The following is a 14,132-nucleotide window of genomic DNA, read 5'->3' on the forward strand; positions in this document are numbered from 1 at the left end:
GGGTCGCGGCACCGGGCCCGGTCCGCTCGTCAAGGGACCCGACCCGGTCTCCGCCTCATCGCACGACGATCCGCCGGCCGGAGATGCTCTCCTCGTCGACGCGCACCCACAGGTCGCGCTCCGCACCGCCTGCCCAGGGGCGGGTGTGGGCGAGGGCGTCGAGCCGGCGGGCGGCGTCGGGGCGGGTCTCGGCGTGGGCACGTCCCTGGACCAGCACGCTCCAGCCCTGGGCCAGGGCCTCGTCGATGTGATCCACCTCGAAGGCGACCCGGGCTCCGAGCGCCGCCGCGGGTGCCGAACCGGGCGCCGTGCGGAACACGACCGACCCGTCGACGACGCCGTAGTTGACGGGCAGGACCAGGAGGCCGTCCGATGTGTGGAGGGCGATCCTTCCGACGCCGTGCGTCGACAGCCGTGCCCGGCACTCCTCGGGGTCGAGTTCGATGAGCTCGGAGTGCGCGGCGGCCCGGCCCGCGCCCGGCGGCGGATCCGCGTCGCCGCCGTGCAGCGCCGAGACGCTGGTGTCCAGGGCGTCCGCGATCCGGATCAGGGCGCCCGCCCCGGGTGTCGCGGTGGGCCGGCTTTCCAGGTAACGGAGGTAGCCGGGGGTGATGCCCGCCCGCACGGCCACGGTCTCCCGGCTCAGTCCGAGTTCCTCGCGCCGCGCGGAGATGCGCCGTCCGACGTCACCGCCATTGACCGGCGGAGCACCGGTCAGGGGCGCGCCGGTCAGGGGCGCGCCGGGACCCGGGACCGGGGCCGGGGGCTCGATGGAGGGGGCCGAGGGAGTCGTCATGGTGTGGCGTCGCGGCGTCGCCTCGGGTCCGGGGTGCGCGGGCTCGCGCGGCCGGTCCGCCCCACCGGGCGGCGTCCCGCCGTTCGCTCCATGACCCGCCAGGCCCGCCCGATCGAACATGACGCTTCGTGTCTGCTCCGACATCGTCCATCACCCCTCTTCGGCGGGACGTACCGGTCACCCGGGGCTTCCCGACGACTCGAGCCGCTCTCTGCCGCGACCGCGGGCAGTGCCTCTGCGACAGCCCGTTCAGTGCGCGCAGCGACCTCGCATATCCATCCTGACCGGGGCGGATGCCCCGCACATGGGCCGATCGGTCCTCTTCGCGGGACCGGAAGACCTCTGCCACCGCTCGCGCGCGCCGCGATCCCCTTGCACTGTTGGGGTGTAACGAGGAGGTGCGGTGCCATGCGCGGAGCACGGGGAGCAGAGGGTGCGAGGCAGTGGTGCTGGCGCTGGCGGAGGAATCCGCTGCGTCGCCGTGACGACGTCTTCGAGGCGTGGATCGTGCTGATCGTCTGGACGGTGATGGTGCTGGGAGGCATTGTCGCCGGCCTGGTGACGGCCCACGCCGCCGACGAGTCCTTCGCCCGGCTGCGGCACGACCGGCACGCGGTCCCGGCCGTGCTGGTGGGCAGTACGGGATCGGCCGTGCCCGCCGGCGAGAGCGCGGTCTACGACCATGTCCGGGCCCCGGTCCGCTGGACGGCGGCCGACGGGTCGACCCGAGTCGGCAGCGCCCTGGTGGAATCCGGGCACAGGGCCGGAGCGCACGTGGTGATCTGGCTGGACGCGCGGGGCCTGCCCACCACGGCACCGCCGACCGGCAGCGCGGCGGCGACCGAGTCGAGCCTGCTGGGCGTCGGTGCCGCCGTGGCCCTGGGCGGCCTGGTCTTCGGTGCCGGCGGCCTCGCCCGGTGGCGGCTCGACCAGCGGCGCTACAACCGGTGGGCGCGCGAGTGGGAACGGCTCGGACCTCAGTGGGGTCACAAGACACCGTGACACCGGCGTCCCGCGTGCCCGGTCCATTTGGTACGGGCTACGGGCACGGGCGGAGCCGTGCCGGGCGCTGGTCGCGACGAAGGGCCCCGGGAGACCTTCCCGGGGCCCTTCGTCATGTGCCGGTGACCGGTGACCGGATGGTCAGTCGTGCGGGACCACCGCGACCGGTGCCGTGGAGTGGTGCAGGACCGCCTGGGTCACCGGGCCGACATGAGCGCCGACCGGAGACGTGCGGTTGCGGCGGCCGACGACGACCAGCGCGGCCTTCCGGGCGGCCTCCACGAGATGCCGGCCGGCACCGCCGATCACGGCCTGTTCGCGCAGCCCGACGGCGGGGAACTTCTCCTGCCAGGGGGCCAGGACCTCGCCGAGCTGCTGCTGCGCCTGGGCCAGCAACTGCTGGTCGGTCTCCGCGTCGGACGCTCCGCTGTAGCCGTAGTACGGCGGCAGGCTCCAGCCGTGGACGACGTGCAGGTCCGTCGCCCTGCGGGCCGCCGCCCGGAACGCGAACGCGATCACGGAGGCGTCGGGGTGCTCCAGGTCGAGCCCGAGCACGACCTCCTCGCGGGCGGAGGGCTCCGGTCCGGCGTCGGCTCGTACGAGCACGATCGGCGTCCGGCTGCGTGCCACCAGGGCCTGCGCGACGGACCCGGTGAGGAATCCGGCCACTCCGCCGAGCCCCCTGGACCCGAGCACCAGCAACTCCGCCCCCTCCGCGGCGGCCAGCAGCGCGGGGACCGGCTGCTCGGCGACCCGCTCGCCGGTGACGGACAGACCGGGGTGGTCCGCGGCGAGCTTGGCCGCGGTGTCGCGCGGCAGCCGTTCGGCCCCTTCACGCCGGGGGTCCTCCGACGGCGGCGGAACCGAGACGCCGGCCGGCGGGCAGTAGACGTAGGGATGCCACAACCAGGCGTGCACGAGGTGCAGCCGGGCGTCCGTGCGCAGGGCTTCACGGGCTGCCCATTCGGCCGCGGCGAGACTCTCGGGCGAGCCGTCAAGACCGGCGACGATCGTGCTGGACATCTGAGGACCTCCTTGAGGGATACGTGGTCAGTCTTGCGCCGGCGACGCGCTCCGCGGGCGGGGCCGCTGGTCCCCGGACGGGGCCGAACGGCCCGGGCGGCCCGGGACTTGATGCCCGCCCGACCCGTCCGGCCGCGGTCACCGCAACCAGGGGCTCCGGCTCACGAGGGGAAGCCGCTCCCAGAAGCGGCCCAGACCCCAGGTGGCACCGGCGCCGGCGGCGGCCAGGGCCACCAGGACGATCGCGTAGATCACGTGGTAGTCGGCGAAGGGGTTGGGCGACATGGTCGGCGAGCCGTCGGCCAGGTGCCGGGCGGGCGGCCATTCGGCGAGCCACATGAACGCCATCATCACCGTGCCGGCGGCCGCGGCGAGCCGGAGTGCGACACCGGCGACGAGGGCGACGCCGACCCCGAGCAGCCCGGCCATGAACAGCCAGTCGACCCAGGCGGCGCCGGCCCAGGAGTGGAACGTCGACTCCATCGGGCCCGCGGCGACTCCGCTCAGGAAGCCCTTGGTCGGCGAGCCGCCGTCGACCCAGCCCTTGCCTGACGGGGTGGCGTAGCCGAGGCCGAAGGTCTTGTCGAGGAAGGCCCACAGGAAGACGAACCCGGTCAGCAGACGCAGACCCGCGAAGGCGTACGAACCGGCCGTCGTGGCCGACGCGTTCGCGGCCTCACCGGATGCCCGCGCCGAACGGATTGCGCGCGGGAAGTGGAACCCTGTGTGCCGTCGGGGCTGCTCGTGGACTGCCATGATGCTGATCCCTCCCAGGGGTGTTCAGGGGTGTTCGACACGGACGTGTGGTGGTGCTCCGGCCCGGCCTCGGGGGTGTGCTCGGCCTTGGTCGTCCGGGGGCTCGAACGGGGCTCGGATCGGGGTCGGGCTCTTCGCTTGCGTGTTCAATGTCCCGCTACGGCAAGGGAGTTCGGAGGGGTCGCGAGGCCCTGGTACGGGGCCGAAGGTCCCTACTCGGCACCCCGCCGGACACGGCGTACGCGACGTCCGGGGCGGCTCCGCGGAGCACCGCCTCCTCCGCGGCCCGGTCCAGCGCCCGCAGGGCCGCGCGAGAGCCGTCGAGGCCGACCGTGACGTGACGTGGGGTCATGTCCGTTGCTCCACCGTGCTGTCGGGCGGTGCGTCGCCAAGTGGCGCTCCCGGATGCGCGAGCAAGGTGGTGACGGGCCATGTCCCGTGCCCTCGTGGCCTGTTCAGGTGTACGGGACCACGGCGACCGCGCAGTCGGCGTGGTGCAGTACGGCGTGGGCGACCGGGCCGAGACAGGTGCCGAACCGGGTCTCCCGTTCCCCGCGGCCCACCACGACCAGGGCGGCCCCGGCGGCCGCGCGGACGAGCTCGGCGGCCGGACGGCCCTGCGACACGGTCTCGGCGACGGGTACTTCGGGGAACTTCCCGCACCAGGGGCCCAGGGCGGAGACCACAGCCCGCTCGTGCTCGGCCAGCAGCCGCGGGCCGTCCACCTCGGCGAGCCGCGCGGCGGTGACGGGGTCCGGGGCGCGATAGACGTGCACGGCGTGCAGCACGGCACCGCGGAGCCGGGCGGCTTCGAAGGCGAACGCGACGGTCTCGTCGTGGGCCCGGCCGGTGCCGAGCCCGAGGACGACCTCGCGCGAGTCGCCCCCCGGCACCGGGTCCGGCCGGAAACCGGCCGGCGCCGCGCCGGCCGGGAGACCGCCCGGTGCGGGATCCACCGGGTATCCGCCCGGTGCCGCCACGTGCCCGCCCCGGTTCGGGCCGCCGGCACGGACCAGGACGACCGGGACCGGTGACCCGGACACGATCCGCTGGGAGATCGACCCCAGGAGGTAGCCCGTGGCTCCGCTGAGGCCCCGGGACCCGAGGACCAGCAGGTCCGCCTCGTCGGCCGCGGCGAGAAGGGCGGTCACCGGCGCCTCCTCGGCGGGCCGGCAGTGGACGAGCAGTCCGGGGTGCGCCGCGCGCAGCCCGTCCGCGACGCCCGTCAGCAGGTCCTCGGCCCCGTCCCGCCGGGGCACAGCGGCCGGCCGTGACGGCGCGGGGCCCTCCCGCCACTGCCAGGCGTGCACGAGCCGGAGCGCGGTTCCCCGGCGCAGGGCTTCACGGGCCGCCCAGTGGGCGGCGGCCAGACTCTCCGGGGATCCGTCGATTCCCGCTGCGACCGGTCGGAGCATGATCCACACCTCCAGCGTCCCGCGCTCGGCGAAGGTGCAGGGGACGGCGGTGGTCGACGCCGTCCCCGGCACCCTCTCTCCCGTCGAGCGTGGTACGGGGGCCAAGCCCGTGGGCAGGGGCCGGGCAGCCCCCTTCCGCGGGGTCCTTCGGCCCGGCCCCTGCCGTGCGGCCCGCGACCGGGGCCGGATGGCCCCTGGTGCCGGAGCGGCCGCGGGCGATGATTGGAAGCGGAAGGATCGCGCGCCAGGAAGAGGCAGGTCATGAACACTTCCACCACATCCACCATGCTGCGGGCGCTGCCCGCCCTTCGACGGGAGCAGCTGCTGCGGACGGCCCGCGAGGTGTCGTTCCCCGAGGGCACCCGGCTGTTCGAGGAGGGCCGACACGCGGACCGGTTCTGGATCATCAGGACCGGTACGGTCGCCCTCGACATGAAGGTCCCGGGCCGCCGCGCCGCGGTCATCGAGATCCTCGGCCACAACGAACTCGTCGGCTGGTCCTGGTTGTTCGCCCCGCACACCTGGCATCTGGGCGCCGAGGCGACGAGCCCCGTACGCGCCTACGAGTTCGACGCTGAGGAGGTCCGGGCGATGTGCCTGGACGATCCCGAGCTGGGGAGGGCCGTGGCCCAGTGGGCGGGCGAGATCGTCGCGCACCGGCTCCAGTCCGCCCGGACCCGGCTGCTCGACCTGTACGCCCCCTACGGCAGCGGCAACGGCAGCGCGCGCTGACCCCGGGCGTCGGTGCGGCGGCCGGCGCCCGCCGCGGTGCGGCAACCGGCCGCGGCAGTGGAACGCGTGCGGACCGGTACCGGCATGGGGCCGGTCGGCCCTAGTGCGCCGGGGCCGGAAGCGTGATGATCGAACCGAACGGGCCCACGTCCGTCGTCCATCACTGAACAAGGGGTCGTCATGGCCGAGGCGCGTACGTTCTCCGAGCAGAACCCGATCCGGGTCTTCCTGCTGGACGACCACGAGGTGGTGCGCCGTGGTCTGACCGACCTGCTGGACGCGGAGCCCGACATCTCGGTGGTCGGGGACGCGGACACCGTCGCACACGCGCTGGTGCGCGGCCCCGCGCTGCGGCCCGACGTGGCGGTTCTCGACGTGCGCCTGCCGGACGGCGACGGCATCGGCGTCTGCCGGGAGCTGCGCAGCCAGATGCCCGAGCTGTCCTGTCTGATGCTGACGTCGTTCGACGACGAGGAAGCGCTGCTCGACGCGATCATGGCCGGGGCGGCGGGCTATGTGCTGAAGCAGATCAAGGGCTCCGACCTGGTCTCGGCGGTCCGAACCGTGGCCTCGGGCCAGTCGATGCTGGACCCGACGACGACGGCGCGGCTGATGCGCAAGCTGCGTACGGACCCGGCGGAGGAGCAGCCCCTCTCGCACGAGCTCGCCGGGCTCTCGCCCCGTGAGCGCGACATCCTCGCGCTGATCGGGGACGGGCTCACGAACCGGGAGATCGGCAAGGAGCTCTATCTGTCGGAGAAGACGGTGAAGAACCACATCTCGCGGCTGCTGGCCAAGCTCGGGGTCCAGCGCCGCGTCCAGGCCGCTGTCCTGGCCAACCAGCTCGAACACCCGGAAGCGGCCGGCCACCACTCCACGCGCTGAGCTCCGCCGGGGTCCGCGGTACGGCGGAGCGGGCCCCGGGCACGCGGGACGCGGCGCACGACCAAGGGCGCACGACCAAGGGGGAACCGCCATGACGCGCAGGATCGTCGCCGGTCCGGGGCACGGGGCCGACGGGCTGCGGCCCGTGGTGCTCGGCATCGACGCCCGCCGTCCGTGCGACGCCGTGACCGGCTTCGCCTTCGAGGCCGCGCTGAGGCGCGGGGCACCGCTGCACGCCGTCCACGCGTGGGAGCTGCCCGCCGCGGCCAGAAGGGCGCTGCCCTTCGCACCGCCCGAGGCGGACCGGGCGCGCTGGGAGGACCAGGAGGTCCAGCTGCTGGCGGACGTGCTCCGGCCGTGGCGGGAGAAGTACCCCTCGGCACAGGTCTACGAGGACGTCCGGCTCCAGGGTCCGGCCGCCGCGCTCGTGCACGCCTCGGACTCGGCGGCGCTCCTGGTCGTCGGTCGCGACGGCACGGCGCTCGGGCCGACGCTCCGGACGGTCCTGAGCCGTTCCCGGTGCCCGGTGACGCTGGTCCCGCACTGACCCGCCGCCCGGTCCGTGACCGAAGCCGACCGGGCCGGGACCCGGGCCGATCCGGTCCACGGGTCGGGGCCGGCCAACCGGTCAGGGCCGGCGCTCCGGCAGCGTCAGGGTGCAGGACTCGCCCGGTGCCACCGTGACGGTGCGGTCCGCGAGGGTGATGTCGATGGGCGGCTCGTCCGACGCCGGCACGCTGACGTTCAGTCTCCCGGCGCTCAGCCGCAGCTGGACGCCCCGATGGCCCCGGTAGCGGATCGCGAAGCCGTACTCGGACAGCTCCGGCGGCGGGACCGGGTCGAGCCGCAGCGCCCCGCCGCGGGTCTCCAGACCGGTCAGCCCGCGCTGGACGAGATCGAGGGTGCCCGCCATCGCGCCCAGGTGGATGCCCTCCCCCGTGGTGCCGCCCTGGACGTCCGCGATGTCGCCCCGCAGTGCCTCGTGGATGTACGTCCAGGCCTCGGCCCGCCGTGCCCGACCCAGCACCCAGCCGTGCACCAGGCTGCTCAGCGTCGAGCCGTGGCTCGTGCGGCTCAGGTAGTGGTCGACGGTGCGCCGCCACTGGAGGTCGTCGACCTCGTGTCCGAGCCTGCGGAACAGGGCGCCGAGCTCGGCGGGCGAGAAGAGATAGCCCAGCATGAGCACGTCCGCCTGCTTCGACGCCTGGTAGCGGTTGACGCTGTCGTCCTCGGCCTCCAGGATCCGGTCGAGCCGGCGGATGTCCCCGTACCGCTTCCGGTAGCCGTCCCAGTCGAGTTCCGCGAGCTCTCCGTAGCCCTCGAACTGGCTGATGACCCCGTCGTGGAAGGGCACGTGCAGGCCGCTCGACACGTCGTGCCAGTGGTCGAGTTCGGCGGGGTCGAGGCCGGTCCGCTCGACGAGGTCACGGCGCAGCAGCTCGGGCAGTTCGCCCAGCACGTCCAGGGTGCGGGCGAGCGTCCAGGCGGCGGTGACATTGGTGTACGCGTTGTCGTCGAGCCCCGGCCGGACCGCGTCCGGGTAGGCGTCGTGGTACTCGTCGGGTCCGACGACCCCCCGGATGCGGTAGCGCCCGAGCGCGCTGTCGTGCTCGGCGGAGCCGGCCCAGAAGCGGGCGATCTGCACGAGCATCTCGATGCCCTTGGTGTGCAGGAACTCGGTGTCGCCGCTCGCCTCGCAGTACTGCCACACGTTGTAGGCGATCGCTGATCCGACGTGGTGCTGAAGCCGTGAGTGGTCGGGGAGCCAGCGCCCGGAACGGGGGTTCAGGTGCAGTTCCTGGGTCTCCTCGCGTCCGTCGCTCCCGCTCTGCCACGGGTACATGGCGCCGGTGCGGCCGGCGTCCCGGGCCGCACGGCACGCCTGCTCCAGACGGCGGTGGCGGTAGGTGAGCAGGGCCCGGGAGACCTCGGGGAAGTGGAGGTTCAGATACGGCAGCACGAACAGTTCGTCCCAGAACACGTGCCCCCGGTAGGCCTCGCCGTGCAGCCCGCGCGCGGGGACTCCGACGTCGAGTTCGGCGGTGTGCGGGGAGAGCGTCTGGAGCACGTGGAACAGGTGCAGGCGCAGGATCGGGCCCACGCTGTTGCGGACGTCCATGTCGGCGTTGCGCCACAGCTGCTGCCAGGCCGTGCGATGGGTGTCGAGCAGCGTCTCGAAGCCGGCGGCCGCGCCGACCCGGTCGACGGCCGCGTTCAGCGGGTCCTTGATCGCCGCGTCGCGGGAGGTGTGCAGGGCGACCGTCTTGTCCACGGTCACGGTCCGGCCGTCGGTCAGCGCGAGCACGAGCAGCTGGGCGGCGCGTCCCGGGGTGTGCGCGTCCGTGGTCCGGGCGGGGGCGTCCGTGACGGTCCGGGCGGCCAGTCCGACGCCGATCTCCGAGGTGGCGGTGCGGCAGCGCAGCCAGACGGTGTCCGGTTTCCCTGTGCCCGCCCGGACGTCCGTCAGATGGCGGGAGGCGAGGGCACGGTAGCGTTCGACACCGCTGTTGGTGACCGTCCCGTCGAGGGCGGACTCGATCTCGACGGTCCCGGACCAGCCCTCGGCGGTCAGTTCCGTGCGCAGCAGGGCGAGGTGGGGATCGGCCATGTGGACCAGGCGCAGCTGCCGCACGGCGAGGCGCCGGCCCTCCTCGTCCTCGTAGCGCGTGGTGCGTTCCAGGGTGCCCGCCACGAGGTCGAGGCGCAGCCGGTGGTCGAGGACCCGGTGGGAGTCGGGGGTGAGCCAGGTCCCTGTGGCGGTTCGCACGCGCAGCGGCAGCCAGTTGGGGAGGTTGACCATGTCCTCGTTCTCGACCTGCTGTCCCGCCACCTGCGAGGTGAGCCGGTTGTAGCAGCCGGCCGCGTACGTGCCGGGGTAGTGGACGGAGTCGGCGACGCACTCCGGGGAGGCGCCCCGGGTGGCGAAGTACCCGTTGCCGAGGGTGCACAGCGATTCGCGCAGGCGTTCCTGCGCCGGGTGGTAGCCCTCGTAGTCCCAGGTGAGGTCGTCCATTCCCCCATCCTCGGGTACGGGCGGCCCGCCGTCCTCGCGGCGCGGCGGCGGGCCCGGTTCACGGGCGTCGGCCGCCGGCACGTACGGCCGTGCCGGCGGCCCGTCCTCACGGGAGCGCGGGCGCTCAGCCGGTCCAGGTCCAGTCCGCGACCTCGGGGAGGTCGGTGCCGTGCTCGCGGATCCAGGTGTGGTGCCGGGAGCGGACGTCGTCCATCCTCTGGCGCAGGGCGGCGGCGCGGACGCCGAGTCCTGGGACCCGGTCGATGACGTCCATGACCAGCCGGTAGCGGTCCATGTCGTTGCGGACGACCATGTCGAAGGGGGTCGTGGTGGTGCCCATCTCCTTGTAGCCGCGCACGTGGAGGTTCCGGTGGCCGGTGCGGCGGTAGGCGAGACGGTGGATGAGCCAGGGGTAGCCGTGGTAGGCGAAGATCACCGGCTTGTCGGTGGTGAACAGGCCGTCGTACTCGAAGTCGCTCATCCCGTGCGGGTGTTCCTCGCCCGGGAGCAGCCGGGTCATGTCGACGACGTTGACGACCCGGACGGCGAGTTCGGGCAGATGGCGGCGCAGCAGGTCGGCGGCGGCCAGGATCTCCTGGGTGGGGACGTCGCCGGCGCAGGCGAGGACGACGTCGGGCTCGCGGCCGGCGTCGGCCGTTCCGGCCCAGTCCCAGATGCCGGCGCCGCGGGCGCAGTGGGCGCGGGCCTGGTCCATGGACAGCCAGTCGAAGCAGGGCTGTTTGCCGGCGACGACGACGTTGACGTAGTCGCGGCTGCGCAGGACGTGATCGGCCACGGACAGCAGGGTGTTGGCGTCCGGCGGGAGGTAGACGCGCACGACCTCGGGGCTCTTGTTGAGGACGTGGTCGACGAAGCCGGGGTCCTGGTGCGAGAAGCCGTTGTGGTCCTGGCGCCAGACGTGCGAGGTGAGCAGGTAGTTGAGGGAGGCGACGGGCGCGCGCCAGGACAACTCCCGCGATGTCTTCAGCCACTTGATGTGCTGGTTGACCATGGAGTCGACGATGTGCACGAACGCCTCGTAGCAGGAGAACAGTCCGTGCCTTCCGGTGAGGGTGTAGCCCTCCAGCCAGCCCTGGCAGGTGTGTTCGGAGAGGATCTCCATGACACGGCCGTGCCGGTCCAGGTGTTCGTCGACGGGCAGAATCTGGTCCTGCCAGGCCTTGCCGCTGGCGGCGAAGACGGCGTCCAGGCGGTTGGATGCGGTCTCGTCGGGGCCGACGAGCCGGAAGTCGCGGCGCTGCGCGGTGGCGCGCATGACGTGTTCGAGCAGGTCGCCGAGCACCCGGGTCGGCTCGTGCACGCTTGCTCCGGGCTTGTCGACGGGGACGGCGTAGCGCTCCAGGGGCGGGAGCGGCAGGTCGCGCAGGAGGAGTCCGCCGTTGGCGTGCGGGGTGGCGCCGAGGCGCCGGTCGCCCTCGGGGACGCAGGCCAGTACGTCGGCGACCGGGCGTCCCTCGGCGTCGAAGAGTTCCTCGGGGCGGTAGGAGCGCAGCCAGGTCTCCAACTGCCGCAGGTGTTCGGGGTTTTCGCGGACCTGGGCGAGGGGCACCTGGTGGGCGCGCCAGGTTCCTTCGACGGGTTGGCCGTCGACCTCGGCGGGGCCGGTCCAGCCCTTGGGGGTGCGCAGCACGATCATGGGCCAGGGGGCGCGTCCGGTGCCGCCCTCCTCGCGGGCCGTGCGCTGGAGGACCGCGATCCGGTCCAGTGCCCGGTCGAACGCGGCGGCCATGGCGCGGTGCACCTGGAGCGGGTCGTCCCCGGTCACGTGGATCGGTTCGTGGCCGTATCCCCGCAGCAGCTCGTCGAGTTCGGCCTCCGGGAGCCGGGAGAGCACGGTCGGGTTGGCGATCTTGTAGCCGTTGAGGTGCAGGATCGGCAGGACCGCTCCGTCGTGGACCGGGTCGAGGAACTTGTTGGAGTGCCAGGACGCGGCCAGCGGCCCGGTCTCCGCCTCGCCGTCGCCGACGACGCAGGCGACCAGCAGGTCCGGGTTGTCGAAGGCGGCGCCGTAGGCGTGGGACAGCGCGTACCCGAGCTCACCGCCCTCGTGGATCGAGCCGGGCGTCTCGGGGGCGACATGGCTGGGCACCCCGCCGGGGAAGGAGAACTGCCGGAACAGTTTCTCCATGCCCTCGCCGTCGCGGGACACGGTGGGATAGGTCTGGCTGTACGTGCCCTCGAGCCAGGAGTTCGCCAGCACGGCCGGGCCGCCGTGCCCGGGGCCCCAGACGCACAGCGCGTCCAGACCGCGTGCCTTCACGACGCGGTTGAGATGGGTGTGGACGAGGTTGAGGCCGGGCGAGGTGCCCCAGTGGCCGAGCAGCCGGGGCTTGATGTGCGCGGGGGTCAGGGGCCGGGTGAGCAGCGGGTTGGCCATCAGATAGATCTGGCCCACGGCAAGGTAGTTGGCGGCGCGCCAGTGGGCGTCCAGAGTGCGCAGTTCGTCGTCGGTCAGTACGGTGCTGTCCTGGTGTTCGGCCTTGGGCATGGTGACTCCGTAGGTCATCGGGGTCGGTCGGCGAGGCGGTTCGGCGCGGCGCTTCACGGGAGGCGTCGTCGGGCGGAGGAGGCGGCATGGCCGAGGAGAAGACGGCGAAGGTGCCGCGTGAGGCGTACGAGCGGGAGCTGCTGCGTCTCCAGACGGAGCTGGTGAAGCTCCAGGAGTGGGTACGGACCGAGGGCGCCCGTGTGGTGGTGGTCTTCGAGGGCCGGGACGCCGCGGGCAAGGGCGGGACGATCAAGCGGGTGGCGGAGCATCTGAACCCGCGTGTCGCGCGGATCGCGGCGCTGCCCACGCCGACCGAGCGCGAGCGCACCCAGTGGTACTTCCAGCGGTACGTGGAGCATCTGCCGGCCGCCGGGGAGATCGTGCTGTTCGACCGGAGCTGGTACAACCGCGCCGGGGTCGAGCACGTGATGGGGTTCTGCACGAAGGAGGAGCACCAGCTGTTCCTGCGGCAGTGCCCGATCTTCGAGCGGATGCTGGTGGAGGCGGGGGTGCTGCTGCGCAAGTACTGGTTCTCGGTGAGCGACGCGGAGCAGCAGAAGCGTTTCCGGCGCCGGCTGGAGGACCCCACGCGGCGCTGGAAGCTGTCCCCGATGGATCTGGAGTCGATCACCCGCTGGGAGGCGTACTCCCGGGCGAAGGACGAGATGCTGGTGCACACCGACATCGTCGAGGCGCCGTGGTTCGTGGTCGAGAGCGACGACAAGCGGCGCGCCAGGCTGAACATGATCGCCCATCTGCTGTCCACGGTTCCCTATCACGAGGTGCCGCCGCCGGTTCTGGAGCTGCCCGAGCGGCCGCCGTCGACGGGGTACGTCCGTCCGCCGCGTGATCTCCAGACGTACGTCCCGGACCACGCGGCGGGTCTGTGAGCCGTCCGCCCTCGCGGGGGCGCGAGGGCGGCGGGGCGGTCGGGCGTGCGGGTTCCGCCGCCGTCAGCTCCCTCCGGCGAGGTCGAAGACGATCCGGGCCTGGACGCGGCCGTGCAGCACCTCGTCGATGGACTCGTTGACCGAGTCGAGCGGCCGGGACTCGCGGATGACCCGGGTCCGGCCGGCGGCGTGCAGCTCGAACACCTCGGCCAGGTCCTGCCGGGTGCCGACGATGGAGCCGATCACCGAGGTGCCGTTCAGCACGGTCTCGAAGATCGGGACCTGGATCGTGCCGTGCGCCGGCATGGCGACCATGACGAGCTTCCCGCCGCGCCGCAGCCCGGTGTACACGGCGGAGAACGCCTCCTCGTTGACCGCGAGGGCGATCGCGGCGTGCGCGCCGCCGTGGCCGCGCAGGACCTCGCCCGGGTCCTCCTTGCGGGCGTCGATCACGATGTCGGCGCCGAGTTCCGCGGCGAGTTCGAGCTTCTCGTCGGTGACGTCGATCGCCGCGACGGTCGCCCCGGCGATCTTCGCATACTGGAGGGCGAGGTGGCCGAGGCCGCCGACCCCGGAGATCGCGACGAGCTGGCTGGGCCGGACGTCGGCGACCTTCAGCGCCTTGTACGTGGTCACGCCGGCGCAGGTGAGAGGCGCCGCGTCGAGCGGGGAGATGCCCTCGGGCACCGGCTGGGCGAAGTCGGCCCAGGCGAGCATCTTCTCGGCGTAGCCGCCGTCGCAGCCGTAACCGGTGTTGACCTGCTCCTCGCACAGGGTCTCCCAGCCGGAGAGGCAGTGCTCGCAGCGTCCGCACGCCTTGCCGAGCCAGGGCACGGCGACCCGCTGTCCCACGGCCAGATGGGTGACGCCCTCGCCCAGTGCCTCGACCAGGCCGACGCCCTCGTGTCCGGGGACGAACGGCGGGCTCGGCTTGACCGGCCAGTCGCCGTGGGCCGCGTGGATGTCGGTGTGGCAGAGCCCGGAGGCCTCCAGCCGGATGCGGACCTGGCCGGGTCCCGGCTCGGGGTCCGGGCGGTCCTCGATGACCAGCGGCTCACCGAACGCTCGTACGACTGCTGCCTTCATCGGTTGTCTCTCCTTGCGCGATCGG

The 14,132-nt window shown here is 73.2% G+C and carries 12 protein-coding genes; 5 read left to right on the plus strand and 7 right to left on the minus strand.

The annotated features are described in order from the left end of the window. Positions 1-55: 55 nt before the first annotated feature. Positions 56-796: a pyridoxamine 5'-phosphate oxidase family protein gene (locus WJM95_RS01365; protein WP_339127586.1), complete on the minus strand. Its 741-nt coding sequence runs from the start codon at positions 794-796 to the stop codon at positions 56-58. 408 nt (positions 797-1,204) lie between these two features. On the opposite strand from WJM95_RS01365, the gene WJM95_RS01370 reads away from it, so the two are divergent. Then, entirely contained in the window at positions 1,205-1,798 is a 594-nt protein-coding gene (locus WJM95_RS01370) for a hypothetical protein (RefSeq protein ID WP_339127587.1), read from the plus strand. A gap of 141 nt (positions 1,799-1,939) precedes the next feature. Here the strand turns inward: WJM95_RS01370 and WJM95_RS01375 are convergent, their stop codons facing one another. The 3 genes from WJM95_RS01375 to WJM95_RS01385 all read right to left on the minus strand — a co-directional run bounded on the left by WJM95_RS01375 (position 1,940) and on the right by WJM95_RS01385 (position 5,064). Further along, positions 1,940-2,821 (minus strand): universal stress protein, encoded by an 882-nt coding sequence (locus WJM95_RS01375; protein WP_339127588.1) that lies wholly within the window; start codon positions 2,819-2,821, stop codon positions 1,940-1,942. Positions 2,822-2,959: 138 nt separating this feature from the next. Beyond that, a complete protein-coding gene (locus tag WJM95_RS01380; RefSeq protein WP_339127589.1) occupies positions 2,960-3,577 on the minus strand; it encodes a hypothetical protein in 618 nt (205 codons plus the stop codon). 455 nt (positions 3,578-4,032) lie between these two features. Further along, a complete protein-coding gene (locus tag WJM95_RS01385; protein WP_339127590.1) occupies positions 4,033-5,064 on the minus strand; it encodes a universal stress protein in 1,032 nt (343 codons plus the stop codon). A gap of 189 nt (positions 5,065-5,253) precedes the next feature. On the opposite strand from WJM95_RS01385, the gene WJM95_RS01390 reads away from it, so the two are divergent. From WJM95_RS01390 to WJM95_RS01400, 3 genes are all read left to right on the plus strand, one after another. Further along, positions 5,254-5,724, plus strand: a complete 471-nt coding sequence (locus tag WJM95_RS01390) for a cyclic nucleotide-binding domain-containing protein (protein WP_339127591.1) — start codon at positions 5,254-5,256, stop codon at positions 5,722-5,724. A gap of 180 nt (positions 5,725-5,904) precedes the next feature. Continuing rightward, positions 5,905-6,609, plus strand: coding sequence for a response regulator transcription factor (locus tag WJM95_RS01395; RefSeq protein ID WP_339127592.1), 705 nt, complete (start codon positions 5,905-5,907; stop codon positions 6,607-6,609). Between the two features lie 91 nt (positions 6,610-6,700). Then, positions 6,701-7,156, plus strand: a complete 456-nt coding sequence (locus WJM95_RS01400) for a universal stress protein (RefSeq protein WP_339127593.1) — start codon at positions 6,701-6,703, stop codon at positions 7,154-7,156. An 81-nt stretch (positions 7,157-7,237) separates the two neighbouring features. Here the strand turns inward: WJM95_RS01400 and WJM95_RS01405 are convergent, their stop codons facing one another. Together WJM95_RS01405 and WJM95_RS01410 are read right to left on the minus strand one after the other, a co-directional pair. Then, entirely contained in the window at positions 7,238-9,622 is a 2,385-nt protein-coding gene (locus WJM95_RS01405) for a glycosyl hydrolase family 65 protein (protein ID WP_339127594.1), read from the minus strand. A gap of 124 nt (positions 9,623-9,746) precedes the next feature. After that, positions 9,747-12,131, minus strand: coding sequence for a phosphoketolase family protein (locus WJM95_RS01410; RefSeq protein WP_339127595.1), 2,385 nt, complete (start codon positions 12,129-12,131; stop codon positions 9,747-9,749). A gap of 86 nt (positions 12,132-12,217) precedes the next feature. On the opposite strand from WJM95_RS01410, the gene ppk2 reads away from it, so the two are divergent. After that, positions 12,218-13,021: a polyphosphate kinase 2 gene (ppk2, locus tag WJM95_RS01415; RefSeq protein WP_339127596.1), complete on the plus strand. Its 804-nt coding sequence runs from the start codon at positions 12,218-12,220 to the stop codon at positions 13,019-13,021. Positions 13,022-13,084: 63 nt separating this feature from the next. Here the strand turns inward: ppk2 and WJM95_RS01420 are convergent, their stop codons facing one another. Then, on the minus strand, positions 13,085-14,107 hold the full coding sequence (locus WJM95_RS01420) for a zinc-dependent alcohol dehydrogenase (RefSeq protein ID WP_339127597.1): 1,023 nt from the start codon (positions 14,105-14,107) through the stop codon (positions 13,085-13,087). Between the last annotated feature and the right edge of the window lie 25 nt (positions 14,108-14,132).

It is taken from the genome of Streptomyces sp. f51, assembly GCF_037940415.1.
Classification (GTDB): domain Bacteria; phylum Actinomycetota; class Actinomycetes; order Streptomycetales; family Streptomycetaceae; genus Streptomyces.

Excerpts from the sequence above, each read along its gene's own strand:
- WJM95_RS01365 (WP_339127586.1), bottom strand. The coding sequence starts at position 796 with ATGACGACTCCCTCGGCCCCCTCCATCGAGCCCCCGGCCCCGGTCCCG.
- WJM95_RS01370 (WP_339127587.1), top strand. The coding sequence starts at position 1,205 with ATGCGCGGAGCACGGGGAGCAGAGGGTGCGAGGCAGTGGTGCTGGCGC.
- WJM95_RS01375 (WP_339127588.1), bottom strand. The coding sequence starts at position 2,821 with ATGTCCAGCACGATCGTCGCCGGTCTTGACGGCTCGCCCGAGAGTCTC.
- WJM95_RS01380 (WP_339127589.1), bottom strand. The coding sequence starts at position 3,577 with ATGGCAGTCCACGAGCAGCCCCGACGGCACACAGGGTTCCACTTCCCG.
- WJM95_RS01390 (WP_339127591.1), top strand. The coding sequence starts at position 5,254 with ATGAACACTTCCACCACATCCACCATGCTGCGGGCGCTGCCCGCCCTT.
- WJM95_RS01395 (WP_339127592.1), top strand. The coding sequence starts at position 5,905 with ATGGCCGAGGCGCGTACGTTCTCCGAGCAGAACCCGATCCGGGTCTTC.
- WJM95_RS01400 (WP_339127593.1), top strand. The coding sequence starts at position 6,701 with ATGACGCGCAGGATCGTCGCCGGTCCGGGGCACGGGGCCGACGGGCTG.
- WJM95_RS01405 (WP_339127594.1), bottom strand. The coding sequence starts at position 9,622 with ATGGACGACCTCACCTGGGACTACGAGGGCTACCACCCGGCGCAGGAA.
- WJM95_RS01410 (WP_339127595.1), bottom strand. The coding sequence starts at position 12,131 with ATGCCCAAGGCCGAACACCAGGACAGCACCGTACTGACCGACGACGAA.
- ppk2 (WP_339127596.1), top strand. The coding sequence starts at position 12,218 with ATGGCCGAGGAGAAGACGGCGAAGGTGCCGCGTGAGGCGTACGAGCGG.
- WJM95_RS01420 (WP_339127597.1), bottom strand. The coding sequence starts at position 14,107 with ATGAAGGCAGCAGTCGTACGAGCGTTCGGTGAGCCGCTGGTCATCGAG.